Below are 18,802 nucleotides of genomic sequence, written 5' to 3' on the forward strand. Positions count from 1 at the left end.
TCCTCAGCCTCTGCCGTCTTCGGTGTCCCTGAGCAGCTCCCGGAAGGCGGCGGCCACCACCTCGGGGTACTCCATCATCGCCACGTGCCCCGCCTCGGGCAGGGTCAGCAGCCGCGAGTCCCGGAAGGCCGCGGCGGCCTTGCGCGCCATACGGTACGAGACGAGCAGGTCCTTGCCGCCGTAGACGAGCAGGGTCGGCGCGAGCACGCGCTGCGCCTGGCGCCACAGTCCGTGCTGACCGCCCAGGGTGTAGGCGTCCACGATGCCGCGCGAGGAACGGGTCATCACGTCCCAGAAGTACGGCAGGGCCATCCGCCGTTCCATCTCCTCCACGGCGTGACGGAAGCCCTCCGGTGTCACCCGGGCGGGGTCTCCGTAACAGAGGTCCGTCACCCCCCTGGTGCGCTGTTCGGCGGTCAGACCCTGCGCCAGCCGGCCGAAGAGGGCCGCCACGCCGGGCAGGGCGAGCAGCGCGGTCGGCACGGCCGACCTCTGCACGCGCAGTTCGGGCAGCGCGGGCGAAACCAGCGTCAGGGTGCGCACGAGGTCGGGGCGGACGGCGGCGACGCGGGTGGAGACCGCGCCGCCGAGGGAGTTCCCGAAGAGGTGGACCGGGCCGCGCCCGGCGGCGTCGAGGTACCGGATGACGGCGCGGGCGAAGGCGGTGACCGAGTAGTCCCGGTCGGCGGCCGGCGGGGACCAGCCGAAGCCGGGCAGGTCGAGGGCCTCGCCGTCGACGGTGTCCGCGAGCTGCGCCATGAGGTCGGACCAGTTCTGCGAGGAACCGCCGAGTCCGTGGACGAACAGCGCGGGCGGCAGGCCGGTACGGACGGGCGGGCGTACCCGCACGGCGAGTTCCAGCCCCGGCAGCGCGACGGTGCGCAGCTGCTCCCCGTCGGCCACTCGGACGCCCTCCACCTGGGAGGACAGCTCTGCGGTGGACCGTACGCCCGGCAGCTCGGTCGAAGACATGCGGGCAATGTTACGAGAGGATCACGCCGGTCCTGTTGTGTTCGCGGTCACAGATGCTTACGGATCCGTATAGCGGGGTATCCGCGATCCTCCTAGGCTCATAGTGAGCACAACGGAAGCGAGGGGAGCGGAATGACTGTCGACCCTGCGGAGCCGGACACCTTCCGGGAGCGGTTTCCCGAAGCCGTGGACGCGGAAGCGCCCGAGGCGGATGTGGCGGAGCAGCTGGCCGAACTGCGGCCGGACGAGGATGACCCGGCCACCGGTCGCCCACGGGAGGAGGCTGCCGACGGTGACGCGGCCGAGCAGGCCCGGGTGGTGCCGTTGGACGAGGACGACTACCGCTGACCAGCGCCTCCGGCGGTCCGTACCGCGAGAAAACTGGGCTTGAACCCTCCACATTCGGTTACCGAAAAGTACGATGGCGGCGCGGCGCAGAGCGCACTGTGTTCTTAGAGAAAGTGGGAGGCGGCGTGACAGCCATCGAGCAGACCGAGGCAGCGCGTCCGCGGGGCACGCGACTGCCGCGCCGAGCCCGGCGCAACCAGCTGCTGGGCGCGGCTCAGGAGGTTTTCGTCGCGCAGGGTTACCACGCGGCGGCGATGGACGACATCGCCGAGCGTGCCGGAGTGAGCAAGCCGGTGCTGTACCAGCACTTCCCGGGCAAGCTCGACCTCTACCTGGCGCTGCTGGACCAGCACTGCGAATCGCTGCTGCTGGCCGTGCGCACCGCGCTCGCGTCGACGACGGACAACAAGCTGCGCGTGGCCGCGACGATGGACGCCTACTTCGCGTACGTCGAGGACGAGGGCGGCGCCTTCCGGCTGGTCTTCGAGTCGGACCTGACGAACGAGCCGGCCGTGCGCGAGCGCGTCGACCGGGTTTCGCTCCAGTGCGCCGAGGCCATTTCCGACGTCATCGCCGAGGACACCGGCCTGTCCAAGGACGAGTCGATGCTCCTGGCCGTGGGCCTGGGCGGTGTCTCGCAGGTCGTGGCGCGCTACTGGCTGTCCAGCGAGAGCCCGGTGGCCCGGGACACGGCGGTCGGCCTGCTGACCTCGCTCGCCTGGCGCGGTATCGCGGGCTTCCCGCTGCACGGCAGCGAGGGCTGACCGTCCGGCGGCGCGCTGCGGCCGGTGTTCGCTGCCAGCGTGTCCGCTCCACGCGGTTCCCGTCCCCTCTCCGGGCTAATGTGGACCGCGTACGGCGCGGCTGATCGCGCGAACCGGATCGTCGGAGGGACAAAGCCGTGGAGGTCAAGATCGGCGTGCAGCACGCACCCCGGGAGATCGTGCTGGAGAGCGACCTGAGCGCGGAGGAGCTGGAGAGCATCGTCGCCGCCGCTCTGTCCGGTAACACGCCGCTGCTGAGCCTCACCGACAACAAGGGCCGCAAGGTCCTGGTGCCGTCCGACCGCCTGTCCTACGTGGACCTCGGCGAGCCGAGCGTGCGCAAGGTCGGCTTCGGCGCGCTCTGACGCGGCGGCACCGAGTGCCGAGAACTGTGCGGAACGGCCTGGTGGTTGAATCCACCAGGCCGTTTCTCTGTCTTCCGCTTCGGGTAGGACGGCAGTGACCCGCTTTGCCCTGACGTATGGGAGGGACCCCCATGCTGCTGATGGAAGCGCTCGGCTCCGCTCTGCTGGGCCTCGCACTTTCCGCCACAGCCGCGCGAGTGCTCGCACGCAGGCTGCCGTCGGTGAGAGTGGTGCTGGTCAGCGGCGTGCTGGGGGCGCTGTTCGGGGCGTATCTGATGCACTTCGCGCTCGGCCCCGGGCACAACACCCTCACGGCCACCTTCCTCGGCGCCGTGCTGGTGTCGGCGGTGGTGGTGTCGCTGCTGCTCCGGCCGGCCTCCGGGCCCCGCAGGCCCTCCCACCGGACTCCGTTTTCGCTCCCGTCCGGGGGCTGACCCGTAGACGCACGACGGCCCCCGAGCGCGTGATCGCGCTGCGGGGGCCGTCGTGCGTCCGGGTTGCCTGCGCCTGCGCCTGCGCCTGCGTCAGGCGGCGAGGCCGAGGGCGGCCATCCGCTTGGTGTGCGCCTTGGTGATGCGGGTGAACATCTCGCCGACGGCCGCCAGGTCGAAGCCCGCCGCCATGCCGTCGACACCGCCCACCAGCATGGTGGAGAGTGCGTCGCGCTCGGCGACCACGCGCTGGGCCTGCGAGAGGGCCTCGCCCATCAGCCGGCGCGCCCACAGCGCGAGGCGGCCGCCGACGCGGGGGTCGGCCTCGATCGCGGCGCGCACCTTCTCGACGGCGAAGTTGCCGTGACCGGTGTCGTCGAGCACGCCCACGACGAGCGCGCGGGTGTCGGTGTCCAGGTGGCTGGCGACCTCGCGGTAGAAGTCGCTGGCGATCGAGTCACCGACGTACGCCTTGACCAGGCCCTCCAGCCAGTCCGACGGCGCGGTCTGGCGGTGGAAGTCGTCGACGCCCTTGGCGAAGGGCTCCATGGCGGCGGTGGGCTCGGCGTCGATCGCGGCGAGCCGGTCGCGCAGCTGCGCGAAGTGGTGGAATTCGGCGGAGGCCATGGCGGCGAGCTCGGCCTTGTCCTCGAGGGTGGGCGCGAGCTTCGCGTCCTCGGCGAGGCGCTCGAACGCCGCGAGTTCTCCGTACGCGAGCGCGCCGAGCAGGTCCACGACGGCGGCCCGGTACTGCGGCGAGGCGGAGGCGGTCGCCCAGTCCTGGGCGGCGATGCCCGCCGCGTCGGCGGAGGTGCTGTCGTCGGCGGGCGAGGCGTTTTCAACGGTCGACATGCACCGCACAATAGCCCGCCGAAAGGCGCGGCGAGTCTCCCCGTCGACTCGCTGTCGGTCCACCTAAACACGCCGCTGTGGTGAATTCGCCCGACACACCTGCGCGATTCCGGGGTACAGTGGTAATGCGCCTGCCGGATACTCGGCGGGCCATCCGAATGAGGATGCCCGGTCGGTGGCCCGATCGGCTCCAACCGACCGCCCTCGCTGTGGTGCGTACGTTCATGCGTACCGCCTCTTACGAGGGGCCCCCTCAGCGGCAGATGCGCCTGAGCGAAGGCTAGTGGTCCCGCGCAGCTTCGTACGTCGTAGTACTGCAAGCACGGCACGGTACGACCCCCCTCGCCGCCTCGCGCCGCGTCTCACAGAAGAGGCAGCACCCTGACTACGTTCCGTGACCTCGGGATTCTCCCCGAGACCGCCGAAGCCCTCGAGGCCGTCGGCATCGTGTCCCCCTTCCCGATCCAGGAGATGACCCTCCCCGTCGCCCTTTCCGGCACGGACGTCATCGGCCAGGCCAAGACCGGAACCGGCAAGACGCTCGGTTTCGGCCTTCCCCTGCTGGAGCGGGTCACCGTCCCCGCGGACGTCGAGGCGGGCAGGGCCGAGCCCGGGCAGCTGACCGACGCCCCGCAGGCCCTCGTGGTGGTTCCGACCCGCGAGCTGTGCACGCAGGTCACCAATGACCTCCTGACCGCGGGCAAGGTCCGCAACGTCCGCGTCCTCGCCATATACGGCGGCCGCGCGTACGAGCCGCAGGTCGAGGCGCTCAAGAAGGGCGTCGACATCATCGTCGGCACCCCCGGCCGCCTGCTCGACCTGGCCGGGCAGAAGAAGCTCGACCTGTCGCACGTCCGGGCGCTCGTCCTGGACGAGGCCGACGAGATGCTCGACCTGGGCTTCCTGCCCGACGTCGAGAAGATCATGAACTATCTGCCGCCGAAGCGTCAGACCATGCTGTTCTCGGCGACCATGCCGGGCGCGGTCATCGGCCTGGCCCGTCGGTACATGACGCAGCCCACGCACATCCGCGCCGTCTCCGAGGACGGCGAGGGCGCGACCGTCGCCAACATCGCGCAGCACGTCTTCCGCGCACACAACATGGACAAGCCGGAGCTGGTCTCCCGCATCCTCCAGGCCGAGGGCCGCGGCCTGGCCATGATCTTCTGCCGTACCAAGCGCACGGCGGCCGACATCGCCGAGCAGCTGGAGAAGCGCGGCTTCGCCTCGGGCGCCGTCCACGGCGACCTGGGCCAAGGCGCCCGCGAGCAGGCCCTGCGCGCGTTCCGCAACGGCAAGGTCGACGTGCTGGTGTGCACCGACGTCGCCGCGCGCGGTATCGATGTCGAGGGTGTGACCCACGTCATCAACTACCAGACGCCGGAGGACGAGAAGACCTTCCTGCACCGGGTGGGCCGTACCGGCCGCGCGGGCAACAAGGGCATCGCCGTCACCCTCGTCGACTGGGACGACATCCCGCGCTGGCAGCTGATCAACAAGGCGCTGGAGCTGGACTTCCACGACCCGGTGGAGACGTACTCCACGTCCCCGCACCTGTACGAGCAGCTGAACATCCCGGCCGGCACCAAGGGCATCCTGCCGCGCGCCGAGCGCACGCGGGCCGGCCTGAAGGCCGAGGACCTCGAGGACCTGGGCGAGACCGGCGGCCGCGGTGGCCGTGGCGGCCGCGACCGTGGTCCTGCCTCCTCCGCCGTCGTGACCGAGGAGCGTCCGGCCCGTACGCGGACCCCGCGCCAGCGTCGCCGCACCCGCGGCGGTGCCGAGCTGGGCGCCGAGGCCCCGGCCGCCACCCCGGTGGCGGAGGCCCCCGAGGCCGCCGTGGCACCGGCCGCCGAGGAGCCGCGCAGGCCGCGCCGCCGCCGCACCCGTGTGGGCGCGGTACCGGCTCAGGCCGTCGAGGCGGTCGCGGTCGTCGAGGCCGCTCCGGTCGCGGTGGCTGCGGCTCCGGCTCCGGCCGCCGAGGCAGTCGCCGAGGAGGCCCCGGCCAAACCGAAGCGCACCCGCACCCGCAAGGCCGCCGCCGCTCCGGTCGCCACCGAGACCGCCGTGGCCGAGGCCCCTGTGGCCGATGCCCCGGCCGCGGAGGCAATCGCCGAGGAAGCCCCGGCCAAGCCGAAGCGCACCCGCACCCGCAAGGCCGCCGCCGCTCCGGCCGCCACCGAGACCGCCGTCGCCGAGGCCCCCGTGGCCGACGCGGTCGCGGTCGCCGAGGAGGCCCCGGCCAAGCCGAAGCGCACCCGTGCCCGCAAGGCCACGCAGGCTCCGATCGTGGCCGACCCGGTCGTCGTGGCCGTCGAGGAGGTCCCGGTCAAGCCGCGGCGTACCCGCAGGGTCGTGGCGCCGTCGGCCCCCGAGCCGGACTTCCAGATGGCCCCGCCCGTCGAGCCCGTCAAGGCCCGCCGGACCACGCGCCCGCGCAAGGCCGCCCAGGCGCCGGAGGCGTAAGCCCCCGTCCTGAGCGCTCCGACGGCCCCGGCCCCTTTCGAGGGGGCCGGGGCCGTCGGCGTCCGCGGCCGGGCTCCACGCGGGACCTACGGGCCGGTAACCTCGGCCCCATGAGCAAGCCGCCGCGCCTCACCCTGCCCGCCGCCGCCCGCGCCCACCGCCTCCCGACCGCCCGCGGCGACTTCGCCGTGCACGAGGCGGGCGAGCCGGCCCGCGGGACCGCCCTGCTCGTCCCCGGTTTCACGGGCAGCAAGGAGGACTTCATCGCCCTCCTCGAACCCCTCTCCGCCGCCGGCTACCGGGCCGTCGCCGTCGACGGCCGCGGCCAGTACGAGACCCCGGGGCCGCGCGAGGAGTCGGCGTACGCCCTGGAGGAGCTGGCGCTGGACGTCCTGGCCCAGGCCGCGGCGCTGGGCGGGGGCCCGGTCCACCTGGTCGGCCACTCGCTCGGCGGGCTGGTCTCGCGCGCCGCCGTGCTCCGCGATCCCGCCCCCTTCGCTTCCCTCACCCTGATGAGCAGCGGCCCGGCGGCGATCTCCGAGGAGCAGCAGGCCCGTACGAAACTGCTGGTCGCCGCGTTGGAGGCGATGGGCGACGACATGGCCGGGATCTGGGCGGCGATGCGGTCCCACGACCCGGAGGACGCCCTCCCGGACTCCCCCGAGCTGATGGAGTTCCTGCGCGCGCGGTGGCTGGCGACCGTCCCCGAGCAGCTGATCGTCACCGGCCGGGTGCTGATCTCCGAGCCCGACCGGGTGGCCGAGCTGGCGGCGGTCGCGCTGCCGAAGCTGGTCCTGTCCGGGGTGGTCGACTACGCGTGGCCGGTCCCGCTGATGGACGACATGGCACGTCGGCTGGGCGCCGAGCGGGTGGTCGTACCGTCCGCCGAGCACTCCCCCAATGCGGAGAATCCGCAGGTCACGGCGGGTGCGCTGGCCGCCTTCTGGGACTCCTGCCCCCGCTAGTACTTAGCGAGTGAAAAAATTTCTTTAGCGTAGGGAATGTTTGTCTCCTACACTTCGTTGAACCAGTGCAAGGAGAACACTGACGAAGGGAGAAGCCATGCGCTTCGAGATTCTGCGCCTGGACGACGTCGACGGGACCGCCGTGGACAGCACCGTCGTGGACGCGGCCTCCGTCAACCGGATCGTGCAGCAGGCGGCCGCCGTAGGCCAGCGCATTCTGATCCGACCGGCCGAGAGTGCGTCCTCCTGACGCTCTGCACCGCTACGACAACGACGCCGACGCCCCCGCACCGATCCCGGTGCGGGGGCGTTCGCATGGACGGGCGCGGGTCAGGAGCCGCGGACCACCTGGAGCACACCGTTGATGATCTGCTGGACGGCGATCGCGGAGAGCATCATGCCGGCGAGCCGCGTCACGAGGACGACGCCGCCGTCCTTGATGACCCGGATGATCACGAGCGAGTAGCGCATCGTGATCCACAGCACGACGTGCATGGCGATGATCGCGGACCAGACGGAGACTTGGCCGGCGACCCCGTCGGCCTTCTGCACGGCCAGGATGACCGACACGATCGCACCGGGCCCGGCGAGCAGGGGCATGCCCAGCGGGACGAGGGCGACGTTCACGTCCTTGGTCTGCTTCGGCTCGTCGGTCTTGCCGGTGAGCAGGTCGAGCGCGATCAGCAGGAGCAGCAGGCCACCGGCGATCATCAGGGCCGGGACGGAGACGTGGAGGTAGTCCAGGATCTGCTGACCGCAGACGCCGAAGACGGCGATGACACCGAAGGCCACGCAGACGGCCTGCCAAGCCATGCGTCGCTGCACCTTGGCGGCGCGTCCGGAGGTCAGGGCGAGGAAGATCGGCGTGATCCCCGGCGGGTCCATAATCACAAAAAGCGTGAGAAAAAGGGATCCGAAGACAGCGAAATCAAACACAGTGAGGCCTTGCAGGAGAGAGGGGTGGTGCGAAGAAGAGGCGGTGGGACGCCCAGGAGGGCCTGTTCCGAAGGGGCCCTGTCGCGAGGGGGACGGAAGCGGCTCAGCGCTCGCGTCCGCCGGCGCCCGGCACGGGGAAGGCCCCGGTCGCGCGGCGCGTGATCTCGCCGTAGATCTCGGGGTCGGTCGTGTACTCCCCGAGGCCGCAGGTCTTGCGACTGCCGTGGTAGTCGCTGGAGCCGGTGGTCAGCAGCCCGAGGTCCGCCGCCAGGCCGCGCAGCCGCGCACGGGTGGCGGTGTCGTGGTCCATGTGGTCCACCTCGATGCCGTCCAGGCCGGCGGCGGCCAGCGCGGCTATCGCGGCCTCGGGTACGCATTGACCGCGCTTGACGGCGGCGGGGTGGGCGAAGACGGTGACACCGCCGGCCGCCTTGACCAGGCGGATGGCGTCGAAGGGGTCGAGCTCGTGCTTCTCGGCGTACGCGCGGCCGCCGTCGGCGAGCCAGTCGGGCGTGAAGGCGTCCGACACGGTGGGTACGACGCCCAGCTCGACCAGCGCCGTCGCGATGTGCGGCCGCCCGACCGAGCCCTCGCCGGCGATCCGCGCCACCTGCTCCCAGGTGACGTCCACGCCGAGCGCCCGGAGCTTGCCGACCATGGCCTGCGCGCGGGGCGTCCGGTCGTCCCGGACGAGCTCCCGCTCACGGGCGAGCTCGGGCTCCTCGGGGTCGAAGAGGTACGCGAGCATGTGCATCCCGACCCCGTCGAGGCGACACGACAGCTCCGCCCCGGTCACCAGCGTCAGCCCGGCGGGCACCGCGGCGATGGCCTCGGCGTATCCGCCCACGGTGTCGTGGTCGGTCAGGGCGACCACGTCCAGCCCCGCCGCCGCGGCGGCCAGCACCAGCTCGGCGGGGGTGTCCGTACCGTCGGAGGCCGTGGAGTGGGTGTGCAGGTCGATGCGCACAGCCTGGCTCCAGGGGTCGGTCGGACGGGGGGCACTCCAGGATAACCGGGCCGAAGAGCCCCCACGTCAGCGGCCGGAGGGTCAGACCGGGCCGAGGATCCGCGGGCTCAGGGCACCGCAGGGCAGGAGCTCGACTTCGGCTCCCGCCTCGCGCAGGTCGGTGAGGATGAGCTCGTCGTACAGCAGGAGCCCGGACTGCTCCGGCCAGACGACCGCCCACAGCCACAGGCCCCGCGCCTCGCCGGCGAAGACGGCCCGGTCGTCGGGGATCCCGTCCAGGTGCCACAGCGGCGTCGGACGACCCGCCGCGACCACCTTGGCGTGCGGCGGGGCCGATACGTCGATGTGCGCGCCGGGGTCGGGGCCGTCGATCCCCGCGAACCGCGCGCCCAGGCCGACGCCGAGTTCCTCGGCGATCAGCAGCATCTCGCCCATGCCGCCGAGCGGGCCGGGACCCGAGCAGGCCACCACCGTGGCCCGGCCCCCGGTGCGGTCGTCACCGGCGGAGGTGACACCGGTGAACAGCCACCCCACCGGCAGCGGCCACGGCATCCACACGGGCACCCGCGCCCGGTGCACGACCACGCCGAGGCCCTCGACGCTCGGCGGGATGGGCGGTTGCAGGGGGTGGACAGCGCCGTGCACCTCGCACTGCCAGGAGTCGGAGAAGAGACCGGGCGCCCTGACCCGGCCACCGCACTTCGGGCAACTTGGTTCGCCCCTCATAGGAAGCCACGCTCCTCCCCGCCCGGCGCCCCGTCAAGACGCGATCACCCGTCCGGGCGGCCGGTGCCGGTCTCAGTCCAGTGCGACAGCGGTACGCAGAGGATCCCGCAGATCCGTGCCGCGCGCGAGCCAGCGCTCCTGCAGGGCGGCCGCGCCGTGCACCCGCTTCCAGGCCGCCTCGTTCGCCGTCATGGGCAGGAGCGGGAGGAACCGCACCGGATCCATGGGCTCGTCCAGCTCAAGGTCCTCCACCAGTCCCCCCGGCTCCGCCACGAGGACGGTGCTGAACGGCGCGCCCTCCCAGAGCGGTTCGCCCACGTCGAGCGAGGCCCCGGGGGCCACGATCAGCCCCTCCACCTGCGGCGAGGCGGCCAGCACCGCGAGCGGCCTGAGCAGCTTGTCGGTGGGCGCGAGTCCTCCCCGTACGGTCAGCACCAGCTCGGCGCGCGGCCCGCGTACGGGGTCGGCGACCATGTCGGTCGGGTCGGTCATCGGGTGCGCGGACATCCCGAGGGTCGCGTAGCGCACGAGGTCGCCCTCGGCGAAGCGGAGTACCTCGATGCGGTCGGTGCCCAGGAAGGTGACGGCGGCGCGTGCGTCGGGTTCGCCGAACGCGGTGCGCAGCCGGGCCTCGACGAGGGCCAGAATTTCTGCCATGCAGCGAGCATAGAACTCGTATCAGGCGGGTAAAGGGCGGGTCTTGACCATCCGTCGGCTGATAGTGTTGACAGCTGTTCGGGGCCGCACGCAGAAGCGTCGTTTCAAGGCTCCGGAGACAGGACGTCCCTCAAGGGGGACCGGCCGGAGGAGGTGGGGCTGCAATGGACCGAAGTCGATCGTGCAGTACCAATCGCTCTTCCACTTCTGTGACGGGCGTCTCCCGCCCCCATTGATCTTCTGATCAGTAGAAGAGCGACGGCAGAACGTTGTCCTCCCGTCCTGTTCCTTCCGCCTGCCGGGCCTGCCCTGCCCGCCGCGGTGGAGGGTCTCCCACCCGTACGGTCCACGGCCGTGCGTGCGAAGGAGCCTGCCATGTCGATGCTGCCCTACCTGCGTGCGGCCGTCCGCCCGTCGCTGCGCAAGTCCACCGCCGCTCAGCCCGGATACGACACGACCCGCGATCCGTCGGCGAGCAGTGCGGTGGTCGACTGCGCCGTGTACCGCGACGGCCGGCGCGTGCTCGGTCCGGTGTGTCTGACGCCGCGTGAGGCGATCCGCCGGGTCCGTGAGGACGGCGGCTTCGTCTGGATCGGCCTGCACGAGCCGACCGGGGCCGAGTTCGCCGGGATCGCCGCCACCTTCGGGCTGCACCCGCTGGCCGTGGAGGACGCGGTGCACGCGCACCAGCGGCCGAAGCTGGAGCGCTACGACGACACCCTGTTCACCGTCTTCAAGACGATCCACTACGTCGAGCACGCCGAACTGACCGCCACCAGCGAGGTGGTGGAGACCGGCGAGGTGATGTGTTTCACCGGCCCCGACTTCGTCATCACCGTCCGGCACGGCGGCCAGGGCTCCCTCAAGGGGCTGCGCCACCGGCTCCAGGACGACCCCGAGCTCCTGTCGAAGGGTCCCTCGTCGGTCCTGCACTCCATCGCCGACCACGTCGTCGACGGGTACATCGCGGTCGCGGCGGCCGTGCAGGACGACATCGACGAGGTGGAGAGCGCCGTCTTCGCCGGCCCCGCCAAGGGCGTCACGCGGGGCGGCGACGCGGGCCGCATCTACCAGCTCAAGCGCGAGGTGCTGGAGTTCAAGCGGGCGGTCGCGCCGCTGCTGCGTCCGATGGAGCTGCTGAGCGAGCGGCCGATGCGGCTGGTGGACCCGGACATCCAGAAGTACTTCCGGGACGTGGCCGACCACCTGGCGCGGGTGCACGAGCAGGTGGTGGGCTTCGACGAGCTGCTGAACTCGATCCTGCAGGCCAACCTCGCGCAGGCGACGGTCGCGCAGAACGAGGACATGCGCAAGATCACCTCCTGGGCGGCCATCATCGCCGTGCCGACGATGATCTGCGGGGTGTACGGGATGAACTTCGAGCACATGCCCGAGCTCCAGTGGAAGTACGGCTATCCGATGGTGATGGCCTCGATCGTCGGGATCTGCTTCACCATCCACCGCGCGCTGCGCCGCCACGGCTGGCTGTAGCGCCCGGCGGCGGACCCCCTACCCTGTCCGCATGACTCTCAGCACGCTCGACCTGGCCCTCGTCGAGGAGGCCACCAAGAAGTCCGGCCTGATCTGGGTCCGCGGCGCCGGAGCGGACCGCGCCCTCTGGCACGCCTGGGTGGACGGCGCGGCGCACGTGCTCGGCGACGGCCCCGGCGAGCAGCCCTTCCCGGGCCTGGCGGACGGCGCCGCGGCCGAGGTGACCGTGCGGAGCAAGGACAAGGGCGGCCGGCTGGTGGCCTGGACGGCGACCGTACGGGAACTCGCGCCCCGCAGCGAGGCGTGGGAGGCGGCGGTCGCCGAACTCAAGGGGAAGCGCCTGAACGCCCCCGACTCGGAGGAGATGACGGACCGCTGGGCCCGCGAGTGCCGGCTGCTGCGCCTGGAGCCCGCGGCGGTCTCGGTCCTCCCCGGCGGCTCGCTGGCCGCGGCCCCCTTGCCCTCCCCGGCCGTGACCCGCCGCGCGATCCCGGCGGGCCTGCCGAAGCTGCTGCTGAAGCGCAAGAAGGCCGCTCGCGGCTAAGGGTGTCTTACGGGACCACCCGTCCGCTCGTCCGGTCACGGCCCTGGCCGTCCTCATTCGCCGCCGTCGCCCGTGGTGCCGTAGTCGGGGTCGAACTCACCGTCGGGGTTGCTGTCCCCTTCCGGGGGGTTGATGCCGTCCTCGAGGAGCCTGTCCACCTCGACGGTCGCGTCCGTGTCGACCCAGTCGGGGTCGTCAGCTCCCTCGGGCGGGTTGATGCCGTCCTCGAGGATCGTGTCCACACGCATGGTCGCGTCGGTGTCGATGTCGTCGTCGGCGATGTCGTCGTCGGTGGGAGCGACGTCGTCGTCGGGGGCGACGACATCCGCGTCCGCGTCGTCGACGGCCGGGGCCGCGCTCACCGCGGCCGTGGGAGCAGCCATCGCCGCCGAGGCGGGGAGGACGACGCCTCCCGTGACCGCTGCGGCCGAGGCAACGATCGCCGCGATGCTCAGGCGTACGGAGTTCTTACGGATCTTGCGCGTCATGGTCTGGCCTCCGGCTCGTCGTCGGGGGCACCGTGTGGCGCCCCGCCTGTTTCCAGTAGGCCGGACGCACCCGGCGGGGTCATGCACCGGGATTTCGGGACTTGACACCGCCACGGAGGGCCGAAACCCGGTTGCCCTGCCGCCGGACACCCCTAGCGGGTCACGGCTTCGTCGGGTTCGAGCCCTGGCCCGTGCCCTTGGAGGGGGCCGGGTCGCCGCTCTGGTCCTTCGTCGTCGGGAGCTGGGAGCCGTAGTCCACGGTCTGGTCCTGCGCGGGCGGGTCGAGGGGGAAGGTCTTGCCCCACTCGGCGAGTTCCACCCGGCCGGCGCCGCCCGCGCGCTCCATCAGCAGGGGGTACGGCGTTCCCTCCAGGGAAACCGAGAGCTTGCCGCCCCTGCCCTCGTCCGCCGTGACCTGGACCGCGCGGGTGTGGCCGACCTTCGTGTAGGAGCCCTTGGCGAGCTTCCCCTCCAGGCCGAGCAGCCCGTCCAGCAGGACGTCCATGTCGGTGAAGCCGCGGAACTGCTTGTAGGAGGGGTCCCCCTCCGGCACCTTCACGTACTTGTCGCCGAGCTTGCCGGCCGAGTCGGACTTGCCCCAGAAGGCGGCGCTCGCCTTCAGGTACAGCTGTTCTCCCACCCGCAGCAGCTGGAAGGTGTCGTCCTGGGACTTCACCTCGCCGGTGCCGCCGTCCGACTTCAGCCGCATGTCGAGGGTGAAGGTCTTGCCGCCGCTCACCAGCGTGCCGGACAGGTGCACCGAGTCCGCCTCGGTGGCGGCGGCCTTCGCCTTCTCCTCGATCTTGTCCGCGGTGAGCTTGCCGACCCCGTTCGTCCCCTCGTCGGGGTCGTCCCCGCAGCCCGTGGCGGTCACGGCGAGTCCCGCGCACAGCACACCGATGAAGGCGGCCCGGCGCAGCCTCGCGGCGGGGAAGTAGGCGGTCACGGGCGGGTGCCTCTCGTCGGTCACAGGCGGGCAGCAGGCAGCGTACCCGCCTGTGGGGCCACGGCCCTCAACCCCCCGGGGGCACCCCGCCCGGACCGCCCCACCAGGACGCTTGCCGGGGGCACGGGCTAGCCTGAGGGTCGGCAGGACTGTTGATGCACGCGTCTGGAGGCGCTCGGATGGCTGGTGGCGCCCCGCGGATCTTCGTCTCGCATCTGTCGGGTGTGCCCGTCTTCGACCCCAACGGCGACCAGGTCGGCCGCGTCCGCGACCTTGTCGCGATGCTGCGCGTGGGCGGCCGGCCGCCGCGGCTGCTGGGCCTGGTGGTCGAGGTGGTCAGCCGGCGCCGGATCTTCCTGCCGATGACCCGGGTCACGGGCGTGGAGTCCGGGCAGGTCATCACCACCGGCGTCGTCAACATGCGGCGCTTCGAGCAGCGTCCCACCGAGCGGCTGATCCTCGGCGAGCTGCTGGACCGGCGGGTCACCCTGACCGCGACCGGCGAGGAGGTCACCGTCCTGGACGTGGCCATCCAGCAGCTCCCGGCCCGCCGGGACTGGGAGATCGACAAGATCTTCGTACGGAAGGGCAAGTCGGGGGCGCTGCGCCGGCGCGGCGAGACCCTGACCGTGGAGTGGTCCGCGGTGACGGGCTTCTCCCTGGAGGAGCACGGGCAGGGCGCCGAGAACCTGGTCGCCACCTTCGAGCAGATGCGCCCGGCCGACGTGGCGAACGTCCTGCACCACCTGTCGCCGAAGCGGCGCGCCGAGGTGGCCAACGCCCTCGACGACGACCGGCTCGCGGACGTCATGGAGGAGCTGCCGGAGGACGAGCAGGTGGAGATCCTCGGGAAGCTGAAGGAGGAGCGCGCCGCCGACGTCCTGGAGGCGATGGATCCGGACGACGCGGCCGACCTGCTCTCGGAGCTGCCGGAGGACGACAAGGAGCGGCTGCTGACGCTGATGCAGCCGGACGACGCGGCCGACGTGCGGCGCCTGATGTCCTACGAGGAGCGCACGGCGGGCGGTCTGATGACCACCGAGCCGATCGTGCTGCGGCCGGACGCGACGGTCGCCGACGCGCTGGCCCGCGTACGGCAGGCGGACCTGTCGCCGGCGCTGGCGGCGCAGGTGTACGTGTGCCGGCCGCCGGACGAGACGCCCACGGGCAAGTACCTGGGCACGGTGCACTTCCAGCGGCTGCTGCGGGACCCGCCGTTCACCCTGGTCAGCTCGATCGTGGACACGGGCCTGGCGCCGCTGCGGCCGGACGCCTCGCTGCCCGTGGTGACCAGCTACCTGGCCGCGTACAACATGGTGGCGGTGCCGGTGGTCGACGAGAGCGGCTCGCTGCTGGGCGCGGTGACGGTGGACGACGTACTGGACCACCTGCTGCCGGACGACTGGCGCGAGACCGACTTCCACCACTCCGAGGAGGTCGTGGGTGGCCACTGAACGGGGGCGCGGCGACCAGTCGCGCGAGCGGCGGCGCGAGCAGCTGCGGGAGCGGCGCGAGCAGGGCCGTCAGGCGCGCGAGCACGGTCTTGCGGACCGCATGGAGGAGGCCGCCGAGCGGGTCCGGGAGCGGGTGGAACGCGCCGAGCGGGCGGAGCGGGCGAAGGCGGCCGGCGCGTCCGGGGCGAGCGCGCTGACCCGCTCGCGGGCGCGGCTGGACCTGCCCCGGGCGGCCCGGCGGCGGCTGCTGCCCGAGTACGACCCGGAGGCCTTCGGGCGGTTGTCGGAGCGGGTGGCGCGGTTCCTGGGGACGGGCCGGTTCATCGTCTGGATGACCCTGGTCATCATCGTCTGGGTGCTGTGGAACATCTTCGCGCCGGACGACCTGCGGTTCGACCAGTACCCGTTCATCTTCCTGACGCTGATGCTCTCGCTCCAGGCCTCGTACGCCGCTCCGCTGATCCTGCTCGCGCAGAACCGGCAGGACGACCGCGACCGGGTCAACCTGGAGCAGGACCGCAAGCAGAACGAGCGCTCCATCGCCGACACCGAGTACCTGACCCGGGAGATCGCGGCCCTGCGGATGGGTCTGGGCGAGGTCGCCACGCGCGACTGGATCCGGTCCGAGTTCCAGGACCTGATCAAGGAGATGGACGAGCGGCGGCTATTCCCGCAGGAACGTGACGAAGGCGACCGCTGACGGGCTTTCCTGCGGCGTGCTACCGAGCCGTACCATCGGGGCATGGCTATCGACACAAGCTCCGCGGACGCCGCCGCCGTGCCTGAGCAGGACGCGATCCTGGACGCGCTGGCGACGGTGAACGACCCCGAGATCCACCGGCCGATCACCGAACTCGGCATGGTGAAATCGGTGGAGATCGGCGACGGCGGCGCGGTCGCCGTCACCGTCTACCTCACCGTGTCGGGCTGTCCCATGCGGGAGACCATCACCAAGAACGTCACCGAGGCCGTGGAGCGGGTCTCGGGCGTCACCTCGGTCGCCGTCACGCTGGACGTGATGAGCGACGAGCAGCGCAAGGAGCTGGCGGCCACCCTGCGCGGCGGCACCGCCGAGCGCGAGGTGCCCTTCGCCAAGCCGGGCTCGCTGACCCGCGTGTACGCGGTCGCCTCCGGCAAGGGCGGCGTCGGCAAGTCCTCGGTCACGGTCAACCTGGCCGCGGCCATGGCGGCCGACGGCCTGAAGGTGGGCGTGGTCGACGCGGACATCTACGGACACAGCGTGCCGCGCATGCTCGGTGTCGACGGCCGTCCGACCCAGGTCGAGAACATGATCATGCCGCCGTCCTCGCACGGCGTGAAGGTCATCTCCATCGGCATGTTCACCCCGGGCAACGCGCCGGTGGTGTGGCGCGGTCCGATGCTGCACCGGGCGCTGCAGCAGTTCCTGGCGGACGTGTTCTGGGGCGACCTGGACGTGCTGCTGCTGGACCTGCCGCCGGGCACCGGTGACATCGCGATCTCCGTGGCGCAGCTGGTGCCGAATGCGGAGATCCTGGTCGTGACGACCCCGCAGCAGGCCGCGGCCGAGGTCGCGGAGCGGGCCGGCTCGATCGCCGTGCAGACGCACCAGAAGATCGTCGGTGTCGTCGAGAACATGTCGGGTCTGCCCTGCCCGCACTGTGACGAGATGGTGGACGTCTTCGGCTCGGGCGGCGGCCAGAAGGTCGCCGACGGCCTGACCAAGACGGTCGGTGCGACGGTGCCGGTGCTGGGCTCGATCCCGATCGACGTGCGGCTGCGCGAGGGCGGCGACGAGGGCAAGCCCGTCGTCCTGTCCGACCCGGACTCCCCGGCCGGCGCGGCCCTGCGCGCCATCGCGGGCAAGCTCGGCGGCCGCGCCCGCGGCCTCTCGGGCATGTCGCTGGGCATCACCCCGCGCAACAAGTTCTGACCCGGTCACCGGCCCGCGCGGGCCGTGCAGCGTGAAAGGGCACCGCCGACCGGCGGTGCCCTTCTGCTTGCCCGCCCGTACCCGCAGGGCTACTCGTACGTACCGAGATCCGCGATGGCCGAGAACCCGAGCCCGTAGGCGCTCATCCCCCGCCCGTAGGCGCCGAGGTGAACGCCCTTCCCGGTGGAACCGGCGAGCACCCACCCGAACTCCGACTCACGGTAGTGGAACGCCGTCGGCTCCCCGTCCACCGGCAGCGACAGCGTCGACCAGTCCGGGCCCCCGAGATCGTCGGCGAGCTCCCACGCGGCCTCGGTCTGCTGGTCGAGCCAGTCGCTGCGCAGGGAGTGGTCCATCTGGCCGGGCCAGCTGTAGGCCAGCAGCCCGGAGCCGGCCAGCCAGGCGGCCGAGGAGACCGACGTGGCCTCCAGGGTGCCGGTGCCGTCTGCGCTGCGGCGCAGCGGGTTGTCCGCGACCGTGATGACCACCGCGAAGCGCTCCTTCTCGCCCGTGGCGATCTCACCCCGGGCGGAGGGCTCGTCGCCGTGGCCCGTGGAGCCGTGCTCCACCGTTCCGTCGGCGGCGGTGCCCACCTGCATGAGCCAGCGGGGGCCGGTGAAGGCCCCGTCCAGCCCGTACCAGGGGAAGTCGGCGGCCAGGAATCCGTCCGCCGTCCGGCGGGCCGCCGGGACCGGCGCGGTGGGCTCCTGCGGCTGCGCGGCCGCGGGTGTCTGCGCGGCGGGCGTCGGCGTGGTCTGCGCCTCCTGGGCGGGCTGGGCGTCGGAAAGGTCCGGCGCGCCCTGCACGTCCTGCACGTCCTGCGCGTCCTGCGCGGGTCCTTCGGCAGCCGGGGCGGGCGCCTCTGCGGTCTGCGCCCCGACCCGGCTACTGCTCGTCGTCTCCATCTGAGCGGCCTCTCGTTCCGTGGGGTCCGAACCGACCCTCCCCCTAGCTGCGCTGGGGGGACCCCCACCCTGGGCGTCCCGGATCCGGACTCATGGAGGATAGCCACCCGACCGCGGATCGCCGGGCAGGCCGCGCCTCAGGTGGCGTCGGCGTCGAACCGGGCGCGCTGCTCGGAGACCGGGGCCGCGGGCTTCTTCAGCAGGTCGGAACCGGCGGGGTCGGCGGGCGTGGCGACCGGGGCGGAGTCCGTCTCCTTGCTGTTGACGGCGTCGGTGACGTCGTTCAGCTCCTTGCGGAGATCGAAACTGCTGCGGATCTCCTTGAGGTCCTCGTTCTCGGTCAGCTGCTTGCGGATGAAGGTCTTCGGATTCAGGTCCTCGAACTCGAAGTCCTTGAATTCCGGGCCGAGTTCGGAGCGGATGTCCGCCTTCGCGCTGTCGGAGAACGCGCGGATCTTGCGGATGACGCCCGTGACGTCCTGAATGACCTTGGGCAGCTTGTCAGGCCCGAAGACGAGAATGGCGAGCACCACGATCGTGACCAGTTCGAGTGCGCCTATGTCGTTGAACACCTTGCCGCTCCTCGGCTCTCTTCACTGCGGGCCCGGACACA

At 71.9% G+C, this 18,802-nt stretch carries 22 protein-coding genes; 12 read left to right on the forward strand and 10 right to left on the reverse strand.

The genetic code is table 11. The features are described 5' to 3' along the window. Positions 1–3: 3 nt before the first annotated feature. Entirely contained in the window at positions 4–972 is a 969-nt protein-coding gene (locus ACIP5M_RS19820) for an alpha/beta fold hydrolase (protein WP_401198700.1), read from the reverse strand. 132 nt (positions 973–1,104) lie between these two features. Between ACIP5M_RS19820 and ACIP5M_RS19825 the strand changes: the two genes are divergently transcribed. The 4 genes from ACIP5M_RS19825 to ACIP5M_RS19840 all read left to right on the forward strand — a co-directional run bounded on the left by ACIP5M_RS19825 (position 1,105) and on the right by ACIP5M_RS19840 (position 2,883). Beyond that, positions 1,105–1,320: a hypothetical protein gene (locus ACIP5M_RS19825; RefSeq protein ID WP_401198702.1), complete on the forward strand. Its 216-nt coding sequence runs from the start codon at positions 1,105–1,107 to the stop codon at positions 1,318–1,320. A 125-nt stretch (positions 1,321–1,445) separates the two neighbouring features. Continuing rightward, the gene (locus tag ACIP5M_RS19830) at positions 1,446–2,084 is read left to right on the forward strand and encodes a TetR/AcrR family transcriptional regulator (RefSeq protein ID WP_382647025.1); all 639 of its coding nucleotides are present in this window, start codon (positions 1,446–1,448) and stop codon (positions 2,082–2,084) included. Positions 2,085–2,221: 137 nt separating this feature from the next. After that, on the forward strand, positions 2,222–2,449 hold the full coding sequence (locus ACIP5M_RS19835; RefSeq protein WP_401198704.1) for a DUF3107 domain-containing protein: 228 nt from the start codon (positions 2,222–2,224) through the stop codon (positions 2,447–2,449). A gap of 131 nt (positions 2,450–2,580) precedes the next feature. Next, the gene (locus ACIP5M_RS19840) at positions 2,581–2,883 is read left to right on the forward strand and encodes a hypothetical protein (protein ID WP_401198706.1); all 303 of its coding nucleotides are present in this window, start codon (positions 2,581–2,583) and stop codon (positions 2,881–2,883) included. Between the two features lie 90 nt (positions 2,884–2,973). Here the strand turns inward: ACIP5M_RS19840 and ACIP5M_RS19845 are convergent, their stop codons facing one another. Then, a complete protein-coding gene (locus ACIP5M_RS19845) occupies positions 2,974–3,732 on the reverse strand; it encodes a ferritin-like fold-containing protein (RefSeq protein ID WP_401198708.1) in 759 nt (252 codons plus the stop codon). A 447-nt stretch (positions 3,733–4,179) separates the two neighbouring features. Here ACIP5M_RS19845 and ACIP5M_RS19850 point away from each other — a divergent pair, with 447 nt between their 5' ends. The 3 genes from ACIP5M_RS19850 to ACIP5M_RS19860 all read left to right on the forward strand — a co-directional run bounded on the left by ACIP5M_RS19850 (position 4,180) and on the right by ACIP5M_RS19860 (position 7,413). After that, positions 4,180–6,198 (forward strand): DEAD/DEAH box helicase, encoded by a 2,019-nt coding sequence (locus ACIP5M_RS19850; RefSeq protein WP_401198710.1) that lies wholly within the window; start codon positions 4,180–4,182, stop codon positions 6,196–6,198. A 110-nt stretch (positions 6,199–6,308) separates the two neighbouring features. After that, positions 6,309–7,163 (forward strand): alpha/beta fold hydrolase, encoded by an 855-nt coding sequence (locus ACIP5M_RS19855; protein ID WP_401198712.1) that lies wholly within the window; start codon positions 6,309–6,311, stop codon positions 7,161–7,163. 97 nt (positions 7,164–7,260) lie between these two features. Beyond that, a complete protein-coding gene (locus ACIP5M_RS19860; protein WP_366858777.1) occupies positions 7,261–7,413 on the forward strand; it encodes a hypothetical protein in 153 nt (50 codons plus the stop codon). Positions 7,414–7,493: 80 nt separating this feature from the next. Here ACIP5M_RS19860 and ACIP5M_RS19865 read toward each other — a convergent pair whose 3' ends face one another. From ACIP5M_RS19865 to ACIP5M_RS19880, 4 genes are all read right to left on the reverse strand, one after another. Then, on the reverse strand, positions 7,494–8,099 hold the full coding sequence (locus ACIP5M_RS19865; RefSeq protein WP_401198714.1) for a MarC family protein: 606 nt from the start codon (positions 8,097–8,099) through the stop codon (positions 7,494–7,496). A 103-nt stretch (positions 8,100–8,202) separates the two neighbouring features. Next, entirely contained in the window at positions 8,203–9,066 is an 864-nt protein-coding gene (locus ACIP5M_RS19870) for a PHP domain-containing protein (protein WP_401198715.1), read from the reverse strand. 81 nt (positions 9,067–9,147) lie between these two features. Then, on the reverse strand, positions 9,148–9,792 hold the full coding sequence (locus ACIP5M_RS19875) for a DUF6758 family protein (protein ID WP_401198717.1): 645 nt from the start codon (positions 9,790–9,792) through the stop codon (positions 9,148–9,150). 72 nt (positions 9,793–9,864) lie between these two features. Further along, the gene (locus ACIP5M_RS19880) at positions 9,865–10,449 is read right to left on the reverse strand and encodes a suppressor of fused domain protein (RefSeq protein ID WP_401198719.1); all 585 of its coding nucleotides are present in this window, start codon (positions 10,447–10,449) and stop codon (positions 9,865–9,867) included. A gap of 375 nt (positions 10,450–10,824) precedes the next feature. Here ACIP5M_RS19880 and ACIP5M_RS19885 point away from each other — a divergent pair, with 375 nt between their 5' ends. After that, on the forward strand, positions 10,825–11,940 hold the full coding sequence (locus tag ACIP5M_RS19885) for a magnesium and cobalt transport protein CorA (RefSeq protein WP_401198720.1): 1,116 nt from the start codon (positions 10,825–10,827) through the stop codon (positions 11,938–11,940). Between the two features lie 31 nt (positions 11,941–11,971). Then, a complete protein-coding gene (locus ACIP5M_RS19890) occupies positions 11,972–12,484 on the forward strand; it encodes a hypothetical protein (protein WP_401198722.1) in 513 nt (170 codons plus the stop codon). A gap of 53 nt (positions 12,485–12,537) precedes the next feature. On the opposite strand, the gene ACIP5M_RS19895 is transcribed toward ACIP5M_RS19890, so the two are convergent. Both ACIP5M_RS19895 and ACIP5M_RS19900 read right to left on the reverse strand, forming a co-directional pair. Continuing rightward, complete coding sequence (locus ACIP5M_RS19895) at positions 12,538–12,972, reverse strand: hypothetical protein (protein WP_401198723.1); 435 nt, start codon at positions 12,970–12,972, stop codon at positions 12,538–12,540. 160 nt (positions 12,973–13,132) lie between these two features. Continuing rightward, on the reverse strand, positions 13,133–13,918 hold the full coding sequence (locus ACIP5M_RS19900) for a hypothetical protein (RefSeq protein WP_401198725.1): 786 nt from the start codon (positions 13,916–13,918) through the stop codon (positions 13,133–13,135). A 179-nt stretch (positions 13,919–14,097) separates the two neighbouring features. Here ACIP5M_RS19900 and ACIP5M_RS19905 point away from each other — a divergent pair, with 179 nt between their 5' ends. From ACIP5M_RS19905 to ACIP5M_RS19915, 3 genes are all read left to right on the forward strand, one after another. Further along, positions 14,098–15,372, forward strand: a complete 1,275-nt coding sequence (locus ACIP5M_RS19905) for a magnesium transporter MgtE N-terminal domain-containing protein (RefSeq protein ID WP_401198727.1) — start codon at positions 14,098–14,100, stop codon at positions 15,370–15,372. Between the two features lie 100 nt (positions 15,373–15,472). Further along, complete coding sequence (locus ACIP5M_RS19910) at positions 15,473–16,072, forward strand: DUF1003 domain-containing protein (RefSeq protein WP_401199074.1); 600 nt, start codon at positions 15,473–15,475, stop codon at positions 16,070–16,072. Between the two features lie 96 nt (positions 16,073–16,168). After that, a complete protein-coding gene (locus ACIP5M_RS19915) occupies positions 16,169–17,284 on the forward strand; it encodes an Mrp/NBP35 family ATP-binding protein (protein ID WP_401199076.1) in 1,116 nt (371 codons plus the stop codon). A gap of 89 nt (positions 17,285–17,373) precedes the next feature. Here ACIP5M_RS19915 and ACIP5M_RS19920 read toward each other — a convergent pair whose 3' ends face one another. Further along, a complete protein-coding gene (locus ACIP5M_RS19920; protein ID WP_401198729.1) occupies positions 17,374–18,189 on the reverse strand; it encodes a hypothetical protein in 816 nt (271 codons plus the stop codon). A 137-nt stretch (positions 18,190–18,326) separates the two neighbouring features. Next, positions 18,327–18,761, reverse strand: coding sequence for a sec-independent translocase (locus ACIP5M_RS19925; RefSeq protein WP_401198731.1), 435 nt, complete (start codon positions 18,759–18,761; stop codon positions 18,327–18,329). Positions 18,762–18,802: the final 41 nt, after the last annotated feature.

Origin of the sequence: Streptomyces sp. NPDC088762, assembly GCF_044750905.1 — a bacterium.
Lineage (GTDB): Bacteria > Actinomycetota > Actinomycetes > Streptomycetales > Streptomycetaceae > Streptomyces.

What these genes read in the sequence shown, in the direction of transcription:
- ACIP5M_RS19820 (WP_401198700.1), bottom strand. Translation starts at nt 972, where the DNA reads ATGTCTTCGACCGAGCTGCCGGGCGTACGGTCCACCGCAGAGCTGTCC.
- ACIP5M_RS19825 (WP_401198702.1), top strand. Translation starts at nt 1,105, where the DNA reads ATGACTGTCGACCCTGCGGAGCCGGACACCTTCCGGGAGCGGTTTCCC.
- ACIP5M_RS19840 (WP_401198706.1), top strand. Translation starts at nt 2,581, where the DNA reads ATGCTGCTGATGGAAGCGCTCGGCTCCGCTCTGCTGGGCCTCGCACTT.
- ACIP5M_RS19845 (WP_401198708.1), bottom strand. Translation starts at nt 3,732, where the DNA reads ATGTCGACCGTTGAAAACGCCTCGCCCGCCGACGACAGCACCTCCGCC.
- ACIP5M_RS19855 (WP_401198712.1), top strand. Translation starts at nt 6,309, where the DNA reads ATGAGCAAGCCGCCGCGCCTCACCCTGCCCGCCGCCGCCCGCGCCCAC.
- ACIP5M_RS19860 (WP_366858777.1), top strand. Translation starts at nt 7,261, where the DNA reads ATGCGCTTCGAGATTCTGCGCCTGGACGACGTCGACGGGACCGCCGTG.
- ACIP5M_RS19875 (WP_401198717.1), bottom strand. Translation starts at nt 9,792, where the DNA reads ATGAGGGGCGAACCAAGTTGCCCGAAGTGCGGTGGCCGGGTCAGGGCG.
- ACIP5M_RS19880 (WP_401198719.1), bottom strand. Translation starts at nt 10,449, where the DNA reads ATGGCAGAAATTCTGGCCCTCGTCGAGGCCCGGCTGCGCACCGCGTTC.
- ACIP5M_RS19885 (WP_401198720.1), top strand. Translation starts at nt 10,825, where the DNA reads ATGTCGATGCTGCCCTACCTGCGTGCGGCCGTCCGCCCGTCGCTGCGC.
- ACIP5M_RS19890 (WP_401198722.1), top strand. Translation starts at nt 11,972, where the DNA reads ATGACTCTCAGCACGCTCGACCTGGCCCTCGTCGAGGAGGCCACCAAG.
- ACIP5M_RS19895 (WP_401198723.1), bottom strand. Translation starts at nt 12,972, where the DNA reads ATGACGCGCAAGATCCGTAAGAACTCCGTACGCCTGAGCATCGCGGCG.
- ACIP5M_RS19905 (WP_401198727.1), top strand. Translation starts at nt 14,098, where the DNA reads ATGGCTGGTGGCGCCCCGCGGATCTTCGTCTCGCATCTGTCGGGTGTG.
- ACIP5M_RS19910 (WP_401199074.1), top strand. Translation starts at nt 15,473, where the DNA reads ATGGAGGAGGCCGCCGAGCGGGTCCGGGAGCGGGTGGAACGCGCCGAG.
- ACIP5M_RS19920 (WP_401198729.1), bottom strand. Translation starts at nt 18,189, where the DNA reads ATGGAGACGACGAGCAGTAGCCGGGTCGGGGCGCAGACCGCAGAGGCG.